16 protein-coding genes and 1 pseudogene are annotated in these 18595 nt (G+C 56.3%); 12 read left to right on the top strand and 5 right to left on the bottom strand.

Annotated features, from left to right (window positions below; genetic code table 11):
* Window positions 1-48: 48 nt before the first annotated feature.
* A complete protein-coding gene (ahpF, locus tag AC4LF3_RS17400) occupies window positions 49-1605 on the bottom strand; it encodes an alkyl hydroperoxide reductase subunit F (RefSeq protein WP_491836037.1) in 1557 nt (518 codons plus the stop codon).
* A 121-nt stretch (window positions 1606-1726) separates the two neighbouring features.
* Window positions 1727-2290: an alkyl hydroperoxide reductase subunit C gene (gene ahpC / locus AC4LF3_RS17395; protein ID WP_122041560.1), complete on the bottom strand. Its 564-nt coding sequence runs from the start codon at window positions 2288-2290 to the stop codon at window positions 1727-1729.
* A gap of 465 nt (window positions 2291-2755) precedes the next feature.
* On the opposite strand from ahpC, the pseudogene AC4LF3_RS17390 reads away from it, so the two are divergent.
* Together AC4LF3_RS17390 and nhaA are read left to right on the top strand one after the other, a co-directional pair.
* Window positions 2756-3843, top strand: a pseudogene (locus tag AC4LF3_RS17390) (AI-2E family transporter).
* Window positions 3844-3879: 36 nt separating this feature from the next.
* Window positions 3880-5055 carry a Na+/H+ antiporter NhaA gene (gene nhaA, locus AC4LF3_RS17385; protein WP_010795877.1) on the top strand — a complete coding sequence of 392 codons (1176 nt, stop codon included), beginning with the start codon at window positions 3880-3882 and terminating at the stop codon, window positions 5053-5055.
* Between the two features lie 33 nt (window positions 5056-5088).
* Here the strand turns inward: nhaA and AC4LF3_RS17380 are convergent, their stop codons facing one another.
* On the bottom strand, window positions 5089-5382 hold the full coding sequence (locus tag AC4LF3_RS17380; RefSeq protein ID WP_010795876.1) for a YciI family protein: 294 nt from the start codon (window positions 5380-5382) through the stop codon (window positions 5089-5091).
* A 396-nt stretch (window positions 5383-5778) separates the two neighbouring features.
* On the opposite strand from AC4LF3_RS17380, the gene AC4LF3_RS17375 reads away from it, so the two are divergent.
* The 4 genes from AC4LF3_RS17375 (at window position 5779) to AC4LF3_RS17360 (ending at window position 11015) form a co-directional block, all read left to right on the top strand.
* Window positions 5779-6843: a hypothetical protein gene (locus tag AC4LF3_RS17375; RefSeq protein ID WP_491836034.1), complete on the top strand. Its 1065-nt coding sequence runs from the start codon at window positions 5779-5781 to the stop codon at window positions 6841-6843.
* 135 nt (window positions 6844-6978) lie between these two features.
* Window positions 6979-8034 (top strand): hypothetical protein, encoded by a 1056-nt coding sequence (locus AC4LF3_RS17370; RefSeq protein ID WP_434135012.1) that lies wholly within the window; start codon window positions 6979-6981, stop codon window positions 8032-8034.
* A 100-nt stretch (window positions 8035-8134) separates the two neighbouring features.
* The gene (locus AC4LF3_RS17365; RefSeq protein ID WP_491836032.1) at window positions 8135-9508 is read left to right on the top strand and encodes a hypothetical protein; all 1374 of its coding nucleotides are present in this window, start codon (window positions 8135-8137) and stop codon (window positions 9506-9508) included.
* Window positions 9509-9665: 157 nt separating this feature from the next.
* A complete protein-coding gene (locus tag AC4LF3_RS17360) occupies window positions 9666-11015 on the top strand; it encodes a hypothetical protein (RefSeq protein WP_491836030.1) in 1350 nt (449 codons plus the stop codon).
* Window positions 11016-11036: 21 nt separating this feature from the next.
* Here the strand turns inward: AC4LF3_RS17360 and AC4LF3_RS17355 are convergent, their stop codons facing one another.
* Window positions 11037-11741 carry an aspartate/glutamate racemase family protein gene (locus AC4LF3_RS17355; RefSeq protein WP_491836028.1) on the bottom strand — a complete coding sequence of 235 codons (705 nt, stop codon included), beginning with the start codon at window positions 11739-11741 and terminating at the stop codon, window positions 11037-11039.
* 209 nt (window positions 11742-11950) lie between these two features.
* On the opposite strand from AC4LF3_RS17355, the gene AC4LF3_RS17350 reads away from it, so the two are divergent.
* The 6 genes from AC4LF3_RS17350 (at window position 11951) to AC4LF3_RS17325 (ending at window position 18121) form a co-directional block, all read left to right on the top strand.
* Window positions 11951-12358 (top strand): ExbD/TolR family protein, encoded by a 408-nt coding sequence (locus AC4LF3_RS17350; RefSeq protein WP_491836026.1) that lies wholly within the window; start codon window positions 11951-11953, stop codon window positions 12356-12358.
* Between the two features lie 3 nt (window positions 12359-12361).
* Window positions 12362-13144, top strand: coding sequence for an energy transducer TonB family protein (locus tag AC4LF3_RS17345; RefSeq protein ID WP_491836024.1), 783 nt, complete (start codon window positions 12362-12364; stop codon window positions 13142-13144).
* 22 nt (window positions 13145-13166) lie between these two features.
* Window positions 13167-15449 (top strand): TonB-dependent receptor, encoded by a 2283-nt coding sequence (locus AC4LF3_RS17340; protein WP_491836022.1) that lies wholly within the window; start codon window positions 13167-13169, stop codon window positions 15447-15449.
* Between the two features lie 33 nt (window positions 15450-15482).
* Window positions 15483-16133 carry a MotA/TolQ/ExbB proton channel family protein gene (locus tag AC4LF3_RS17335; protein ID WP_239383354.1) on the top strand — a complete coding sequence of 217 codons (651 nt, stop codon included), beginning with the start codon at window positions 15483-15485 and terminating at the stop codon, window positions 16131-16133.
* Window positions 16134-16194: 61 nt separating this feature from the next.
* On the top strand, window positions 16195-17439 hold the full coding sequence (locus AC4LF3_RS17330; protein WP_491836020.1) for a phospholipase D-like domain-containing protein: 1245 nt from the start codon (window positions 16195-16197) through the stop codon (window positions 17437-17439).
* 58 nt (window positions 17440-17497) lie between these two features.
* Window positions 17498-18121, top strand: coding sequence for a phosphatase PAP2 family protein (locus AC4LF3_RS17325; protein WP_491836018.1), 624 nt, complete (start codon window positions 17498-17500; stop codon window positions 18119-18121).
* Here the strand turns inward: AC4LF3_RS17325 and AC4LF3_RS17320 are convergent.
* The gene (locus AC4LF3_RS17320; RefSeq protein ID WP_491836016.1) at window positions 18093-18566 is read right to left on the bottom strand and encodes a hypothetical protein; all 474 of its coding nucleotides are present in this window, start codon (window positions 18564-18566) and stop codon (window positions 18093-18095) included. The genes AC4LF3_RS17325 and AC4LF3_RS17320 overlap by 29 nt on opposite strands.
* Between the last annotated feature and the right edge of the window lie 29 nt (window positions 18567-18595).

The following is an 18595-nucleotide window of genomic DNA, read 5'->3' as shown; positions in this document are numbered from 1 at the left end:
CTGCGTTTTGAGAGTCCTGTGTACCGGCAGAGCGGTACACAGTCAAACTTACACCTGGCGGATCAGATAATCGAATGCAGCCAGGGAAGCCTTCGCACCTTCGCCGACCGCGATCACGATCTGCTTGTACGGTACGGTTGTTACGTCGCCGGCCGCAAAGATACCCGGCAGCGAGGTTTCGCCACGGCTATCTACAACGATCTCGCCACGGGGTGACAGCTCGACGGTGCCCTTGAGCCATTCGGTGTTGGGGACCAGACCGATCTGGACGAAGATACCTTCCAGGTCGATGGACTTGAACTCGCTGGAGTTGCGGTCCTTGTAGGTCAAGCCAACCACTTTCTGGCCGTCACCTTTCACTTCACTGGTCAGGGCGCTGGTGATCACGGTCACATTCGGCAGGCTGTGCAGTTTGCGCTGTAGTACCGCATCCGCACGCAGCTGGCTGTCAAACTCGATCAGGGTCACGTGTGCCACGATACCGGCCAGGTCGATTGCCGCTTCCACACCGGAGTTGCCGCCACCGATAACTGCAACGCGCTTGCCCTTGAACAGCGGGCCGTCGCAATGCGGGCAGTAGGCTACACCACGGTTACGGTATTCCTTCTCACCCGGGACATTCATTTCACGCCAACGAGCACCGGTGGAGATGATCAGCGTCTTGGACTTGAGCGAAGCACCATTGGCAAACTTGACTTCGTGCAGCTGACCCGCCTCGGTGGCAGGGATCAGTTGCTCGGCACGCTGCAGGTTCATGATGTCGACGTCGTACTGCTTCACGTGCTCTTCAAGGGCTACGGCCAGTTTCGGGCCTTCGGTTTCCTTGATGGAAATGAAGTTTTCAATCGCCAGAGTATCGAGTACCTGACCGCCAAAACGCTCGGCTGCAACACCGGTACGAATACCTTTACGGGCAGCATACACCGCAGCGGAAGCACCGGCAGGACCACCACCGATAACCAGTACGTCAAAGGTGTCCTTGGCGCTGAGCTTTTCAGCGTCACGGGCACTGGCGCCGGTATCGAGCTTGGCCAGGATTTCTTCCAGACCCATGCGGCCCTGACCGAACGGTTCGCCGTTCAGATAGATGCTGGGCACGGCCATGATCTGGCGCTCGGTAACTTCGTCCTGGAACAGCGCACCGTCGACCGCAACGTGGCGGATGTTCGGGTTCAGTACGGCCATCAGGTTCAGCGCCTGAACAACGTCCGGGCAGTTCTGGCAGGACAGCGAGAAGTAGGTTTCGAAATTGAATTCGCCCTTGAGCGAGCGGATCGCTTCCAGAGTATCTGCACTGGCCTTGGACGGGTGACCGCCCACTTGCAGCAGCGCCAGAACCAGCGAGGTGAACTCGTGACCCATGGGCAGACCGGCAAAGCGCAGGCTGATGTTTTCACCCGGACGGTTCAGGGCAAACGAAGGCGTGCGAGCATCATTGCCATCGGTGCGCAGGGTGATCTTGTCAGTCAGGCTGACGATGTCCTGGAGCAGACCCAACATTTCTTGAGATTTAGCGCCGTCATCAAGGGACGCGACGATCTCGAAGGGTTTGGTAACCTTTTCCAGATAGGCTTTAAGCTGAGTTTTAAGACTGGCGTCCAACATGAGGCATTACCTCTCGACAAATTCCGGGAATAAAAACGCCCGGACGTGTTCCGCCCGGGCGTTCGGGCACTAGAGGGAGCCGGAAGCCGGCTCCTAAGCGCAGATAACCGTGTGTTGGCGTTTAGATCTTGCCAACCAGGTCCAGAGACGGGCTCAGAGTAGCTTCGCCTTCTTTCCACTTGGCAGGGCAAACTTCGCCCGGGTGGGAGGCAACGTACTGAGCAGCCTTGACCTTACGCAGCATTTCGGACGCGTCGCGGCCGATGCCGTTGTCGTGTACTTCACACAGCTTGATCTGGCCTTCCGGGTTGATCAGGAAGGAACCACGCAGCGCCAGGCCTTCTTCTTCGATCAGAACGTCGAAGTTGCGAGCCAGAGTTGCAGTCGGGTCGCCAACCAGGGCGTACTGAACCTTCTTGATAGCGTCGGAAGTGTCGTGCCACGCTTTGTGAGCGAAGTGGGTATCGCACGATACGCCGTAGATCTCTACGCCCAGCTTTTGGAATTCAGGGTACAGGTCAGCCAGGTCTTCCAGCTCAGTCGGGCAAACGAAGGTGAAGTCAGCCGGGTAGAAAACAACCAGGGACCACTTGCCTTTGAAGTCAGCTTCAGTCAGATCGATGAACTTGCCATCCTTGTACGCTGTAGCTTTAAACGGTTTGATCTCGGAATTGATCAAAGACATCACTGAATCTCCATCAGGGGTTAAGAATTGGCGAGGGATAAGATACTCGCTTATGCACATTAGACTTAATTGAATGTGGGCATCAATCTCATAAGTTTGACCTATCCACGCATTCAGGATCATTAAGTCTTTCTTTCAGGCGGAGCGCTTGGAGGTATCTGAGGTCAACAAACACTGCCGCAAGCGCTAGTGGTATGGCTGAATTATCAGAATTCAAGCGCCTAGACGCACTAGCTCGGACATTTTGTGAAAAACAGCTGTTGAGCATTGGGCTGAAAAATATGGTTTCCTTGCCGATCGTGTTCGTTAAACAGGATGACGAAGGAGAAACATGTCAGGAGCCGCATTCGTCCAGTTGTTTCCTGAGGGCTTCGACTTCCCAAGCAGATTCACTTCACTGTTGATCGCTGTCTTTTCAGGTTGCCGACCTGAACCTGCCCAGCGTGGAGGGCATTAGTCATGGCGATCAGGCGCGTCATTACCCAGTGGTTTGCCCGCTATTTCTCCCAAGATGAAGCGGTGGTTCTCAGCGTCTTGCTTATCCTGGGCTTTGCTCTGGTCATGTTGTTGGGCAAGCCCCTGGCGCCGTTCCTGACGGCGCTGGTCGTCGCCTTTCTCCTACAGGGTGGCGTCAGCCGTCTGGAGCACTGGAGAGTACCCCGGATTTGGGCAATATCGCTCATGTTCCTGTCTTTTTTAGGCATATTCCTGGGCCTCTTGTTGTTTGTGCTCCCGCTGGTATGGGATCAGCTGGTGACGCTGTTGCAAGAGTCGCCCCGGATGTTTGCTCAGGCTCAGGTCCTCTTGGATGAGCTTCAGCAGCGCTATCCCAGTGTCGTTACTCATGAGCAGATTCAGGGCTGGATCGGGACGGCAGGCAGTGAGCTGACTGCCCTTGCGCAACGAGCGGTCCGGCTGTCGTTGACCTCGCTGGGCAATATCATCGCCTTTGGTACGTTTCTGGTACTGGTGCCGATCCTGGTTTTTTCATGCTCAAGGACAAGGACCTGCTGGTGGGCTTCTTCCTGTCCGTACTTCCCCGTAAGCGGACCCTGATGACCCGAGTATGGAAGGAGGTCGACGAGCAGATCGCCAACTATGTGCGCGGCAAGGTCATCGAGATTGTGATCGTGGCGGCGGTTAGCTACGCCACGTTTTATATCCTGGGGTTGCCCTATGCCATGTTGCTCGGGCTGGTGGTCGGTCTGTCCGTGCTGATTCCCTTCATCGGTGCTGCCGTCGCGACCTTGCCCGTTGCGGCTGTGGCAGGCTTTAGCTTTGGTCTGGGCGATCAGTTCCTGTATGCGATTCTGGCTTACACCATCATTCAGATACTGGATGGAAATGTATTGTCACCGCTGCTGTTTTCAGGTGCCGTCAATCTGCATCCGGTAGCCATTATCCTGGCCATTCTCTTTTTTGGCGGCACCCTGGGCTTTTGGGGAATCTTCTTTGCGATCCCGCTGGCGACCCTGTTCAAGGCGCTTTGGAGCGCCTGGCCGCGGGATGCCGTGGTCGTATCCGATAACAACACATCAGAGAAAAGCCCTTAAGGCTTCGATTACATTTTCAGGAGTGAGGTTGAAAAGATGCAAGACAACAAGATCCGGGGCTCGAATGGCCTTCAGGCCTTTTACAGGGCCTTTCTGACAAGCGAGGCCTCAGGCGGATTGCTTCTGATGGCAGTGGCAGCCATTGCTTTGATTGTGGCGAATTCGCCGCTGGCCAGTGTGTACTTCAGCACCCTGGAGCGCTACGTGCTGGGCATGAGTGTCCTGCACTGGATCAACGATGCGCTCATGGCCGTCTTCTTCCTGCTGGTCGGGCTCGAAATCAAACGTGAAATGCTGGTCGGGCAGTTGTCCACTTGGGGACGGCGTGCACTGCCAGGGCTGGCGGCATTAGGCGGGGCGGTCGTGCCAGCGGTGATTTATGCGGCACTCAACCATGACGATGCGCATTTACTTCAAGGCTGGGCGATTCCCACGGCGACCGATATCGCCTTTGCACTCGGGGTACTCTCCCTGCTGGGCTCGCGTATTCCGGTATCGCTCAAGATCTTTCTGACCGCGCTTGCGATTCTCGACGACCTGTTCGCCGTGTGCATCATTGCGGTGTTCTACACGGCAGATCTGTCCCTGCCGATGTTGGGACTGGCGGGTCTCACCCTGCTGGTGCTGATTGCCATGAACAAGCTGGGCGTAACGCGAATCCTGCCATATCTGCTGGTCGGTATCGTGTTGTGGTTCTTCGTGTTCAAATCGGGCGTACACGCGACACTGGCCGGGGTAGCGCTGGCCCTGACCATCCCGCTGCGTACCGGCTCGAAGCATCCGCCGCTGGAGCGTCTTGAGCATACATTGCACCCTTACACCGCGTTTCTGGTCATTCCGATCTTTGGATTCGCCAACGCTGGTGTCTCGTTCAATGGCGTGAGCCTTGCCTCCGTGATGGGCTCGGTTCCGCTGGGGATCGCGCTGGGCCTCTTGGTTGGCAAGCAGGTGGGCGTATTCTCGTTTGCCTGGTTGAGTATTCGCCTGGGACTGGCCGAACTGCCGGAACATGCCACCTGGAAGCAGCTGTACGGGATCGGCCTGCTGTGTGGAATCGGCTTCACGATGAGCCTCTTCATCGGCCTGCTGGCATTCCCCAATTCGCCAGAACTGGTGGATGCGGTCAAGATCGGTGTACTGCTGGGGTCGATTACGTCCGGCTGTCTGGGTGCGCTTATGCTGATTGCGGTCGGCAAAAAGAAAAACGCCTAAGAGCAAAGGGCACCGGAAGGTGCCCTTTTTGCATCATGTGGTGATGTTAACGAGCTTGATTTCTCGTACATCTATCTCATTCCAGACGCGACCGGTGACATAGGGGTCGCTCTTCAACCAGAGGTCCAATGCCTCGCGGTTCTCGAATTCGACATGTACGGTCGAGCCTACCATTCGACCTTCATCGTTCAGAATGGCCCCGCCGCTGATAAATGTTCCTTCCTTGGCCATGGCTCGAATTCCTTCCAGATGAGCCTGGCGATTTTCCAGTCGACGATTGAAGGCCTCTGGATCGGTATGGTCGTAGGCGGTTACTACAAATTGCATGGTGGCTCCTGTTTTTAATTATGTTGGTGGAGATCAGTCCAGGCGATTCGAGTGCCTGACAGTTCTGTCTTATAAACCAGCGCAAGTGTCTAGGATGAATACCATTCATCGTATTACACCGTTCGATGGATATTCGTAAAGACGGATTTGCACGAATCTTCGCCTCCGTATCTCCAGGCTGGAGATCAGGTTGTTACCGTGGGGCGTTGCCGTACGTGCTCGCACGGGTGAGTAGGATGATCCGTTGCTGGGGATGCTGGACATCGAACCTGCCGATCAACTGCTACAGGAGTCACCGGGCACGCCTTCACGTGTGCCTTCATGAGTAGTTAATGGTTTTACAGCTTTGCCTTTTGCTCAGCTTATTGGCCTTATGACTAATCAAGGAAAGTACTCATGTCTACGCTCAAGCCTTTGGCATTAATTCTTCTCGTCTCCCTTGGTACTACCGCCTTTGCTGCTAGCCATAGTGCCACCCAGGCGCAGGATGGCGATAACAACGAAGTTATTCTTGAACAGAGCGGGCAGGGCAATACTGCGACGCAGACCCAGACTGGCTCAGCGCATCGCTCCGCCATTACCCAGAATGGGTCCATTAACTCGGCTGAAACGACGCAGCTAGGACTTGAAAATGCGGTCGCTCTCTACCAGACGGGTGATAGCAACATAGCTCTGGTCTACCAGGAGAGCTTTATCTATGGGCATAGCGCTACCGTTACCCAGTTGGGCGATACGAACCACGTGACGCTGTACCAGCAGAACGGTAATGGCTCCGTGGCGACTCTGTACCAAGAGGGCAACAACAATATCCATGAAGTTGAACAGAACGGTGAAGGTTTCAAGGAGCTGGTAGCGCGTACGGTAGGTACCGGCAATAGGCTTGATGCCATTCAACGCAATGAGGGTGTATTTGCACAGACTATCCAGACCGGAGACAACAACCTCATCAGTCTGGATCAGACGGGCAGTATGGGCGGAAGCTGGACCACGATTACCCAAGACGGCAACAGCAACCTGGCGTCGGTAACGCAGACCTCGGGCCGCTACCCTGCCGGGCGAGTGACGCTGACGCAGGACGGCGATGCCAATACGTCGACCATCAGTCAGCGTGGCGGCTTTGACGTAGTTGAGTTTACCCAGGAGGGTAGCAACAACGAGTTGAATGTCGATCAGTTCAGCACTAACGGAGCCATTTCCGGGCGTTCAGTCGGTGACAACAACGTTGCCAGCATCATGCAAGGTGACTACTACACGAAGGTAGATCTGGTGCAGGAGGGTGATGCCAACCTGGCCACGATCAACCAGGGCGGCAGTGGAAGTATCGCAACCGTCAATCAAATGGGCTCCGCCAATCAGGTTGCGCTGATGCAAACCGGTATAGCTGGTGTATTCGGTGAAGGGAGCGCAGCGACCGTCATGCAGAGCGGTACCGGCAACGTGGCCAGGATTACCCAACAGTAGCAGTCAGTAGAGCATTTGGGGCTGTTACTGCCTGCCCAAGCGTAGCGGTCCCATTTACCTAACCAGGCGTAGGGATCATTCCCTGCGCTCGGTATGGGCCTTAGTGGTTAACTTATACGTCTAGAGGGATCTCTCATGTTCAAACTCAAACCCCTGGTTGTAGCATTGCTGATGCTCTCCGGCAGCTATGCCCTGGCTGCAAACAACACCGCTACCCAAACGCAGGACGGTAATTACAACGAAACGACACTGGAGCAGACGGGCGAAGGCAATACCGCTACCCAAACTCAAGAGGGCAACGGACATCGCTCGGCTATTACTCAGAATGGGGCCACCAATGCGGCTGAAACAACGCAGCTGGGGCTTGGGAGTACGGTTGATCTTTATCAGACAGGAAATAGCAACGTAGCCCAGGTCTACCAGCAGAGCTTCGATCTAGAGCATAGCGCCACTGTTACCCAGTTGGGCGATACAAACACCGTAGCGTTGTATCAGCAAGGCGGTAATGGCGCTGTCGCTACGCTGTATCAGGAAGGCAGCAACAATACGCACAATGTTGAGCAGAACGGCTATGGCGGCAACGAGCTGACAGCACGTACGGTGGGTAATGGCAACGCTCTGAATGCTATACAACGGCACGGAATGCAGGCAGACGCGATACAGACAGGCGATAACAATGTTATCAACCTGGATCAAACCGGCGGCTCCTCAGGTGGTACAGCCACAATCCAGCAGAACGGCAATGAAAACCTGGCTTCCGTTACCCAGAGCTCAGGTCGCTACCCTGCGACCAGTGTGGCATTAGCGCAGGAAGGTGATACCAATACCGCCACGATCAATCAAAACGGTGGATTTAGTACGGTTGATTTTGCCCAGCAGGGCAATAATAACGACCTGACAATTGATCAGCTTAGTATCAGCGGCACCATTACAGGACGCTCTACGGGCAATGACAACGTGGCTGCTATTACCCAGGACCTGTATTTCGCTCGTGTAGATCTCGTACAGGAGGGTGACGGTAACCTCGCCACAATCGACCAGTCTGGCAACAACAGCCTGGCTGCGGTCAGCCAGATAGGCTTCTCCAATCAGGTTGCCATTACTCAGGCCACGCCAGTAGATGTGAACGGCAACTCAGCTACCGTCCTGCAGAACGGTACAGGAAACATTGCCAGGATTACCCAGCAGTGATGTAAGCAGCTGGCGCTGACATGGTTAGCGCCAGCCCTGAATACTGGGCTGGTAAGAACAGAGTTCGTCCGTTCGTGTGACCTCATAGAGGTACTTCTATATGTTTACGCTCAAGCCCTTGGCTATGGCACTGCTGATACTCTCAGGCAGTTATGCCCTTGCCGCAAATAACGCTGCTATCCAAACACAAGACGGTAACTACAACGATACTCTTCTGGAGCAGGCCGGTGAGGGTAATAACGCTGCCCAGATTCAAAGGGGTGACTTCAGTCGCTCGGAAGTTGTGCAGACCGGTAACGGTAACTCAGCTCAAATCGAGCAAGAATCCCAGGCTTCTACTCCTGAAAACAGTCTGCGGCTTGAGCAGATTGGCAATCAGAACACCGCGCTGCTCAATCAACAGAACCTGGGATACGGACATCAGGCTACTGTTTTGCAGCGAGGAGATGGCAATGACATAACGCTTTACCAACAGGACGGCAATGGCTCGGTTGCCAGCTTGTATCAGGAGGGGAATGGGAACATCCATAACATCCAGCAGCTGCGCTACGGCAATGAATTAAGCGTAACGAGTGTGGGTAATGGAAATAGCGCAACCACTACGCAGTATGGAGGCGGACCTGCGCATGCTGAGCAGCGAGGCGAGGGTAATTCGGTTGAGCTGACCCAAAGTGTAGGCTACGCCGGGGGCAATATCGAGGTCTACCAAGAGGGTACAAACCAGGCGGCGACGCTTTATCAAACCTCGTCGCGGTATGGGCAAATCGACTTGATCCTGAATCAGGTAGGTGATGGCAATACAGCCAACTTGGCTCAACGTTCCGATATGGCAACGCTTGAGTTCGTTCAGGATGGCACTGGCAATGATCTGGTTGCAGACCAAGGCATCTGGCGAGGCTCTTTGGGCGGCGCCATGGTTGGAAATGGCAACGTCATAGAAGCCAGTCAAGTGGGGACATACTTGAATGCATGGCTGGAGCAGAACGGTGATAACAACCGTATAGCTGTCTCTCAAAGAGGGCTTGGTCATACCGCGTCTGTTCGTCAGACCGGAACAGGAAACGAGACTGCCATTACGCAAGATGATTACGTTAGTGATTACGAGCCTAACAGCAGTGCCTATGTCCTTCAGGAAGGAGAGGCAAACAGCGCTGTGTTGAACCAAAGCTTTGGGCCTTTGGCGAGAGGTTTTATCGAGCAAGCCGGAGCAGCCAACCAGGCGACTATAGATCACAGCAATATTGAGGGTTGGACAACAGCCGGCATTCAGCAGACTGGGGATAACCATAAGGCCTCGATTACTCAACATGACACGGTAGGGTTCGACGAGGCCACAATTACCCAGCAGGTGGCAGGTAATGTAGCGAGTATCACTCAAGGCGGCCTGCTCAATGGCGAAGTAGTGGTCGGTGAGCGTGTAGCCACTATCTCTCAAACCGGTATGAACAATGTGGCTTCGGTTATTCAGCAATAACCGACGGTGCAGGTGTTGTTCTGAATGAGGCAGCACCTGTTGTTCTAGCGTCTGGGCCTGAAAATTACTGCCGTAGTCCAGGCGTGCGTTACCGCCTGTCCGATCCTGTGAGATACAGGCCCGGACAACAACAATAACGCTATTGAGGGACGTGCATATGTTCAGGTTAAAACCCTTGGCTGTTGCCTTGATGTTGGTTATTGGCAGCCATGCCTATGCTGAAAGCAACACCGCTACCCAGAGTCAGGCAGGAGACAACAACGAGGCTACGCTAGAGCAGCAGGGCGCAAGAAATCAGGCGACGCAAACACAGACGGGAAGTTTCGGCCGATCTGCCATTGTCCAAAACGGCGATGACAACGTCGCGGAGACTGTTCAGGACACTGCGTTTTCTTCCAACACTATCGATCTGGGCCAGACCGGTAACCGGAACACGGCCTATCTTTATCAGGACAGCGGCTCACAATCGGCTACTGTAACCCAGGCAGGCGATGACAACAGCGTGTTGCTGTATCAGCAGGATGGGCAGGGCTCCGAGGCCACGGTCTATCAGGAAGGCAACAACAATACACATACCATCCAGCAACAGTGGTACGCCAATACCGTTAATACTTCCAGCGTGGGTAACGGCAACGCCACTCAGGTGACTCAGACCGGCTATGGTGTTGGACAGACTACCCAATTAGGCGATAACAATACGATTATCCTGGAGCAGGGCAGTAGCGATTCGGGAGCTGTTGCTACGGTTACCCAAAACGGTAACGAAAATCTGGCGTCTGTCACTCAGAGTACCTCACGTTATCTTTCCGAGATGACATTGGATCAAGTAGGTAATGGCAATTCCGCGACGGTTGATCAAGGCTCGAATGCGTCGTTCATTTTCCGCCAGGAAGGTAACGCCAACCAGCTGACCAGCGCGCAGAGTGGGCTCGGCGCCACGGTGCGTGGCAGTTCCATTGGTGATGAGAATACCGTTTCGATTAATCAGGATGGGATTACCAACACCATTAATCTCGATCAACTAGGTTCCACCAATAGCGCAACACTAAGCCAACAGGCGGACCGTAGCGTGATTGATGTCAGTCAAACCGGTAATGCCAACCAGGCCGCGGCCGCCCAAGGTGGTGGTGGGCCTATGGTGTATGACAGTGTGGCGCGGATTGCCCAGGAGGGTGATCGCAACACTGCTTCGATTGACCAGTTCTGGGGCAGCCGGCAGGCCGAGATTACCCAGACTGGCAATGACAACGAGGCCGACATCACCCAGGCCAACCCCACTGGGACGGCCATGGCTGAAATCACCCAAAGCGGTGACTTCAACAGCGCCAGCCTGACGCAAAGCTGGAGCAACGGCGGTAACGAGGCCAGTATTAGCCAGAGCCTGAGCGGCAACGTGGCAACGGTGGTGCAGGGCGGTCTGGTCAATGGTGACTTCAACAGCGGAAATGACTCGGCGACCATCGTTCAGAATGGCTTGAACAACGTGGCTTCTGTGCTTCAGCAATGAGGGAGCAGACGCTGCCGTGCGTTACGGCAGCGTCTCGTTACCTAGAGCAAAATCCATTGCGGCTTCGGCGTGAATTTCGGTCGTATCGAAGACAGGAAGGGCGAGATCCTTCTGGCTGAGCAGTAATCCGATTTCCGTACAGCCTAGGATCACGCTGTCGGCACCCTGGTCGGCCAGCTTTCCGATTTCTGCCACATAGGTCTGTCTGGATTCGTCCCGAACCACGCCCTGGCACAGCTCTTCATAAATGATCTGGTGAACCCGCTCGCGACCTGGGGCGTCCGGGATACGTGGGTCCAGACCGTGGGCGCGCAATTGGCCGACATAGAAATCCTGCTCCATGGTAAAGCGTGTGGCGAGCAGGGCGGGGCGTTGCATACCAGCTTTCGTTAACGCTTTTGCGGTCGCGTCAGCGATGTGGATCAACGGAATATTAATTGCCGCCTGGATAGGTTCGGCCAGCTTGTGCATGGTGTTGGTGCAGATGAGCAGACCTTCGGCGCCTGCCGTTTCCAGGCGGCGTGCTGCATCTATCAGCAGTCTGGCGCAACCATCCCAATCGCCGTGATGTTGCAGCTCGGCAACCTTTGCAAAATCGACCGACCACATAAGCAGTGGTGCCGAGTGCAGACCACCAAGGCGCTGTCGGGCGATTTGATTGAGAAGGCGATAGTACGTGACCGAGCTTTCCCAGCTCATGCCGGCAAGAAGTCCTAGCGTTCGCATGATTCTGCTCCTTGATGAGGGAGTGGAACCGTCTCATAGGCCAGTCCAATGCAGCAAGGCAAGAGGCCACTGTACCGATCCAATAGTTAACAGCTGTATCGATTGTTCAATAAAAAGCCCGATCTAGAGCTTTAAATAGTCAAAAATACTTAACCCCGCTGTCATTTTCGATTGTTAGCGTGCCCCCATCATTTTGGAGGGCAGTCATCATGAGAACCTGGGAAGAACCCAAGAAGCGCAAGGCTCATATCGAGCTTATCCCGATGATCGACGTGATGATGTTCCTGTTGGTCTTCTTTGTACTGGTCAGTCTGAACGTAATCCCGGCATTGGGAATGAAAACCCAGCTCCCTAGCGCCAGCAGCGCGCAACAGCTCAAACCGCAGAACAAGGCCATCCTGACGCTGGGCGCTAACGGTGAGCTGCAGCTGGATGGTCAGGACATTCAGGTCGATGCCCTGGTCGTGGCGCTCAAGGCGCAGGAGAAACCAGACAGCAAGACCACCATCATCGTCAACAGCGACAAGGGCGTGGAAGTGGCCCGGTTGGTCGAGGTGATGGACACCCTTCGTCTGGGCGGCTTTACCTCCGTCTCCGTCGCTACGCGCAAGTCCTGATCCATGTATACGTTCTATCGCTCCCGCCATGTGTTGGGCTGGCTACCTGCGCTTGCTGCGCTGGTACTGATTGCCCTGTATGCCCAGCGTACGCCGCTGAAAGTTCAGCCGGTATACGACGAGTCGGCCGTGGAATTGGCTTTGGTTGAACCGGACCCTGTTCAGGAACCCGAACCGGTCGTTACACCGCCGGAGCCTGTAGCCGAACCGGTTGATGCGCCTCCGCCGGAGCCTGTTGTTGAGGAAGAGGAGGCAGCCTTGCCACCACTTCCCAAGCCGCAGCCCAAGCCGGAACCCAAACCTGAGCCCAAGCCAGTGCCGAAGCCGCAACCCAAGCCTCAGCCGAAACCACAGCCAAAGCCAGTGGCCAAGGTCGAGCAACCGGTAGCCAAGCCGACGCCTGCTTCGGCACCTGCGCCGGCCGCGGCCAAACCCGCCCCGGTTGCGCCAGCCACACCCCCCAAACCGACCGTCAATGCCCAGGCACTGGAAGGCGGCTACGTACAGGGGTTGCGTGCCGAGCTGGATCGTTACAAGCAGTACCCCACCGGACGCCAGGCATCGCTTGAGCGGCCACACGGTGATGTCGTGATCTGGCTGCTGGTCGACCGCGCCGGGCGCGTACTGGACTCCGGCATACAGGACAAGGCTGGCAGCATGCTGCTCAATCGTGCGGCCGCCAACAGCCTGAACCGTATCAAGAGCGTCAAGCCGTTCCCGTCCGAGGCCTTTGCCGGCAAGGACCAGCTCCGCTTTACCGCCACCTTCAGTTACAGCATGCAGTGATTACCCGACTCGAGGAACTTCAATGAAGTACACAAGGATTTACCTGGCCCTGGTTGCTTCCGGGTTGTGTCATGGCGTGGCCATGGCACAGGAAACCGGTGAGCGTGATGTCGGCACCATCGGTGTCGAAGGAAAGACCACGCTGGGCAGCGGGTACATGACGCCTGAGGAGAGCCCCAAGTCGCGCTCCACCCTTACTCGCGAAGCCATGAACAAGCAGACGGCAACCGCCAATGCCGTCGACCGTCTCAAGTACACACCGGGACTGAACATCTCCAGCGAAGACGCCACGGGCCTGTCGGGCTTTCGCTTCACCCTGCGGGGGCTTAACTCCGATCAGGTCGGCATGTCCGTCGACGGGATGCCTATCAACGACTCGGGCAACTATGCGCTGTATTCCAACCTACTGGGCGATCCGGAAAACATCGACCAGATCTCCGTAGTACAGGGCGCCTCGGATGCCGACGGTCCGCACATCGGCTCCAGTGGCGGCAACATTACCCTGACAACTATCCGGCCAACCAAAGAGACCGGCGCATTTGTTAAACAGACTGCAGGCAGCAACGGTACTTACAAGACCTTTGCCCGTCTGAATACAGGCGAGTGGAATGGCCTGTCCAACTGGCTGTCTGCCTCGCATACCGAAGGTCAGATGTGGCGCGGCCACGGTGCCGTTCGGGCCGACAAGGTGGAATGGAACAGCTTTTTCGACGCCGGGGATGGCAATACGGCCAACCTGATCCTCAAGTACCATGAGCAGGACAACAACAGCTATAGCCAGCTCACCAAGAGTGAATTCACCCAGTACGGGCGCAAATACGATCCTAACCCCAATCCGCCTGCGCTGGGCTCCAACGGCAAGATTTCCAAGTACTACGAGCTGGCACAGAATCCTTTCAAGACCTTTACCGGCGTGCTCAACACCCAATTCCGCCTGCGCGATGACATGTCCCTGTCGGTCATCCCTTATTACTACTGGGGGGACGGCAGCGGCGTAGGCAGCACCGCGTATTCGCTCAACCGCGGAACCAGCAGCAATGGTGTTTACGACCTGGGCAATCTGCCTACGGCCAGCAGCTACGCCAATGATGGGCTTTCCTATACCGGTGTTTATTATCGGCCGTCTCGTACCCAGACCTGGCGCCCCGGCATCACGACCAAGCTGAATTGGGACCTGGGCGATCACAGCCTGCAGTTCGGTTATTGGTACGAACGCGCCCGTCAGCGGCAGACCCAGCCGTTCATTGCACTCAAGTCCAGTGGCAAGCCTGAGAGTGTCTGGTCGGACTCGGACGAGACCCGCGACGCTAACGGCAACATCATCCAGGGACGCGACCGTTACACCGTTACGCCAGCCCATAAGGTCTGGGTACAGGATACCTGGTACATGAACCCGGACTGGACGCTCAACGCCGGCGTGGCCTACATGGATGTCGATCGCAAGGGGACCAACCATGGCAGCCTGACCGAGCTGCCGGAGAAGCGTCACCAGAACTACAGCAAGGTGCTGCCGACCTTTGGTATCGGCTACCGCTTCGACGAGCAGAACCAGTTCTTCTATAACCTGACCCGTAACATGCGCATACCGTATAACTACGTGCTGTACGATCAGGGTGAGGGCTCGATCAATCTCAATCCTGAAACCAGCTGGAGCAACGAACTGGGCTGGCGCTACACCCAGGAAGACATGGCCCTGTCGGCTACCCTGTTCTACCTGAAGTTCAAGGATCGCCAGGTTTCCTCGCGTGACGAGAACGGTGACTACGCCGATATCAATGCGGGTGACGTAGACAACATGGGGCTTGAGCTGGAGTGGAGCGGCCTGCTGCCGCACAACTTCAATTACTACACCTCCTACACGTACACCCGTGCCAAGCAGAAGGACGACGTCACTGCCTACAACAATGGCGTTGCGGTGGAGCTGCCTACCAGCGGCAAGCAGTTTGCCAACGTGCCCAAGAACATGCTGGCAGCCAATATCGGTTATGACGACGGCCGTTATTACGGCACTTTCGGTGCCAAGTACACGAGCAAGCTCTACGGTGACCTGACCAATGACGAGAGCATTCCGGGCCGGACGATCTTCAACCTTGGGGCTGGCATATACCTGCCGGTAGACAAGCACATCGTCAAGGACGCCACCCTGCGTCTGAACGTCGACAACCTGTTCGACAAGAAGTATCTGGACGGTGTGTACACCTACAAGACCAACGCAGCGAGCTACAGCGGCTACCGCGACGGCGACCCGGCTTACATCGTCGGCGTCGAGCGGACCGTAACGGTGTCCCTGGAAGCCAGCTTCTGACCTTCGAACCTTCTTTAACGAGGTGTGCTGAATATGAATACCGACCTGCTCCATGACATCACGTTTTATGTCATGTACGGCGCTATTGCCATTGCCCTGTTCGTCATCATCGAGCGGAGCCTGTACTTTGCCTATACCCGCAGGCAGGCGCGTCAACTGGAGTCATTACTGACGGCTAAGGTGCGTAGCGACCGTGATCTGCCGGAGTCCTTTACCCGCCGCGAAAGCTTGCCGCTTACCATGGTGCGGCCGGTACTGGCGCAAAAGGCGCAGCGCGGCACTCGCAAGGAACTGGACGAGACGATCGAGGCGCAGTACCTCGCAACCCGCGCACCGCTGGCCCGTAGTCTATGGATCATCGAAACCATTACGACCGCGGCGCCGCTGCTGGGTCTGTTGGGTACCATTCTGGGCATTATTGATACCTTCAAGGCGCTGGCCTCAGCAGGTGTCTCTGATCCAGGCCAAATTTCGGCAGGCATCGGAACGGCGCTGTTTGCGACCGGTTTGGGTATTGCCATCGCGCTGGGCTGCGTGGTCTTTCATAACTTCTTCCAGGATCGCCTGGAGCGCATCAACGATCAGCTCAAGATCCTGCTGATTCGCGCCAGCATGGGTGCTCAGCCTGTGGATGAAGCCCACGTTCAATCTGCAGAGCCGATGGCGCAGTACCGTACCGCCTGATCGGTTGCGGCGAGGGCCAGTCGGTCCTCGCCCAGTCTTTTCCTTCTTGTTTGAGACCTCCATGCCTGTATTGTCCTGTTTGCCGATCCGTGGCGCTCGACGCCTGTGTTTTGGGTTTTTCTTACTCAGCGCCAGTACGCTCAGTTGGGCCGATTTCAAGATTCCAGGGTTCGAGCTGGTGCATACCGTGCCGGTGGCGACCGATCTGGCAACGAATGACCTGCGTAACCCGGTCGAGGTCTGGAGCGAAATGTTCGACCGGGCCCAGCACCGTATCGACATTGGCCAATTCTATGCGTCCGGTCAGCCGGGTTCACAATTGGATACTGTGATCGAGCATTTGCAGGCGGCCGGGCAGCGCGGCGTGACGATTCGCTTCCTGCTGGAAGAGAAGGGGCTGCGGATGTCGGACCCTGCCACGCTGGACCGCTTACGCAGCATTCCTAATCTGACCTTGCATGTATTGCCGTATGGCCAGCTGACCGGGGGGATCATTCACGCCAAATATCTGGTCGTAGATGGCCGCGAGGCATTTGTGGGTAGCCAGAATTTTGATTGGCGCTCTCTGACGCATATCCATGAAACAGGTGTGCGGGTCAGCGACCGCACGGTAGCGGGTCAAATACAGGCTATTTTCAACCAGGACTGGCAGGCACAGCAGGCTTTGGCGGAGGGCAAACCGATTCCGCAGCCGCGACAGGACTCCAGCAGGGAGCCAGCGCCCACCGGCAATTACTTGGTCGCCAGCCCTGCGCGCTACAACCCGCCCGGCGTGCGTGACTCCCAGATAGAGTTACCGCGTTTGCTTGCTCAGGCCCGACATGAGGTGCGGGTGCAGTTGCTTGACTATGCGCCGCTTTCCTATGGGCCGGACAATACCCGCCCGTATTACCCGGTAATCGACAATGCCTTGCGCGCGGCGGCCGCCCGAGGGGTATCCATCAAGCTGATGGTGTCCCACTGGAGCACGGGCGCACCGGAGATCGACTACCTGAAAAGCCTGGCCGTGCTGCCAAATGTACAAGTCAAGATCGTCACGCTGCCGGCCGATCCGGGCGGTTTCATTCCTTTTGCGCGGGTGATTCACAGCAAGACGATGGAAATCGATGGACGCCTGGCCTGGGTAGGCACCAGCAATTGGCTCGGCGGTTATCTGGATAACTCCCGCAACCTAGAGGTGGTGATGCAGGATCACGCCATGGCCGAGCGCATTCGCCAGCTCCATGAGCAGTTGTGGAACAGCCCCTATGCCGACATGATCAGCGTGACGCGTACTTACCCGGAGCCACACCCCGGTACGCCGTGATTGCCAACGGGACGGGTATCGGGCTGAATGCCGCTCACCCTGGAAAGGAGTCTGTACCGTGACACGTAAACCGCTGCTGATCGCTTGGGCAGGTGGCCTTGTGCTGATCCTGCTGGGATATGGCGTGATCGACCGGCCCATTGCCTATTGGGCCCATGCAGGCGACCTGCGCCGTCTGGCGTGGCCCAACCTGATGACCCATGTGGCGGACTGGCTGACGGTGCTGGCGGTACTGCTGATCATTGTCCTGGGCATCGGTCAGCGATTGTTGCCTGTGCATCGTCACCGCTGCTTCGTGCTGGCCTTCAGCGTCCTGGTCGCCAAGGGCGTGAAGGATTCGCTCAAGCCTGTCTTCGGTCGTTATTGGCCGGAGACCTGGACCCATGGCAATCCCTCGCTGATCCATAATCAGGCTTATGGCTTCAACTGGTTTCACGGCGGAGACTGGTACGCGTCCTTTCCTTCTGGACATACCACAGTTGCCTACGCTGCCGCCGTGGCGATTGCCCTGTGCTGGCCCCGCCTGAGAGGACTTGCGGTAGTAATAGCCGCGGTGGTACCGGTGGGGCTTTTGCTGTGTAACTACCACTTCTTTTCCGATGTGGTCGCCGGTGGCTTGCTTGGCGCCAGCGTAGCGGTACTCGTCACCAAGGTCATGGGTGTGGCGTCGAAAGGGCGATAAGGTCTTCTGTATCCACTTCGCGTCCGAGCATAGCTTTGTAGGCGGCCAGCTCATCACGGTCCATTACCTGAAGGGCTACGCCCAGCAGCGTGGCGGGGCGGGCTTTGGCCAGGTTTGCCTCAAGGTCTCTCCAGGTTGAGTGGCCCTTATCGAAAATCCGGGCACCGGGCGTGCCGCCTATCTCGATCTTCACGCCTTCAACTTTGAACTGCACGTACTCCACATCCCAGCCTTCCTCGCAGCGGCGTTCGAGGGGCTTGGTCGTGACAGCAGCGCCGGCAGCGGCTATTTCTTGCAAACGGTCTGCTGGAACCAGGAGATCAATATCGTTCAGCGGGCGTCTGGCGCCATAAACATGGGCCGCCAGACCGCCACATAAAAGAAAGGGGATGTGTCGCTCGTTCAGCAGATCGATGATCCAGTGCAAGGCAGCAGCGTGACTCATGGGAACCCCTTTTGGCTCTACTGCGTATC

It is taken from the genome of Pseudomonas sp. C2.3V (genome assembly GCF_058536325.1).
Note: the sequence above shows the minus strand (reverse complement) of the source record. Positions and strands in the feature narration are given on the sequence as shown.

Bases quoted from the DNA above. Each gene is read 5' to 3' on its own strand.
- ahpF (WP_491836037.1), bottom strand. From the start codon at position 1,605: ATGTTGGACGCCAGTCTTAAAACTCAGCTTAAAGCCTATCTGGAAAAG.
- ahpC (WP_122041560.1), bottom strand. From the start codon at position 2,290: ATGTCTTTGATCAATTCCGAGATCAAACCGTTTAAAGCTACAGCGTAC.
- nhaA (WP_010795877.1), top strand. From the start codon at position 3,880: ATGCAAGACAACAAGATCCGGGGCTCGAATGGCCTTCAGGCCTTTTAC.
- AC4LF3_RS17380 (WP_010795876.1), bottom strand. From the start codon at position 5,382: ATGCAATTTGTAGTAACCGCCTACGACCATACCGATCCAGAGGCCTTC.
- AC4LF3_RS17375 (WP_491836034.1), top strand. From the start codon at position 5,779: ATGTCTACGCTCAAGCCTTTGGCATTAATTCTTCTCGTCTCCCTTGGT.
- AC4LF3_RS17370 (WP_434135012.1), top strand. From the start codon at position 6,979: ATGTTCAAACTCAAACCCCTGGTTGTAGCATTGCTGATGCTCTCCGGC.
- AC4LF3_RS17365 (WP_491836032.1), top strand. From the start codon at position 8,135: ATGTTTACGCTCAAGCCCTTGGCTATGGCACTGCTGATACTCTCAGGC.
- AC4LF3_RS17360 (WP_491836030.1), top strand. From the start codon at position 9,666: ATGTTCAGGTTAAAACCCTTGGCTGTTGCCTTGATGTTGGTTATTGGC.
- AC4LF3_RS17355 (WP_491836028.1), bottom strand. From the start codon at position 11,741: ATGCGAACGCTAGGACTTCTTGCCGGCATGAGCTGGGAAAGCTCGGTC.
- AC4LF3_RS17350 (WP_491836026.1), top strand. From the start codon at position 11,951: ATGAGAACCTGGGAAGAACCCAAGAAGCGCAAGGCTCATATCGAGCTT.
- AC4LF3_RS17345 (WP_491836024.1), top strand. From the start codon at position 12,362: ATGTATACGTTCTATCGCTCCCGCCATGTGTTGGGCTGGCTACCTGCG.
- AC4LF3_RS17340 (WP_491836022.1), top strand. From the start codon at position 13,167: ATGAAGTACACAAGGATTTACCTGGCCCTGGTTGCTTCCGGGTTGTGT.
- AC4LF3_RS17335 (WP_239383354.1), top strand. From the start codon at position 15,483: ATGAATACCGACCTGCTCCATGACATCACGTTTTATGTCATGTACGGC.
- AC4LF3_RS17330 (WP_491836020.1), top strand. From the start codon at position 16,195: ATGCCTGTATTGTCCTGTTTGCCGATCCGTGGCGCTCGACGCCTGTGT.
- AC4LF3_RS17320 (WP_491836016.1), bottom strand. From the start codon at position 18,566: ATGAGTCACGCTGCTGCCTTGCACTGGATCATCGATCTGCTGAACGAG.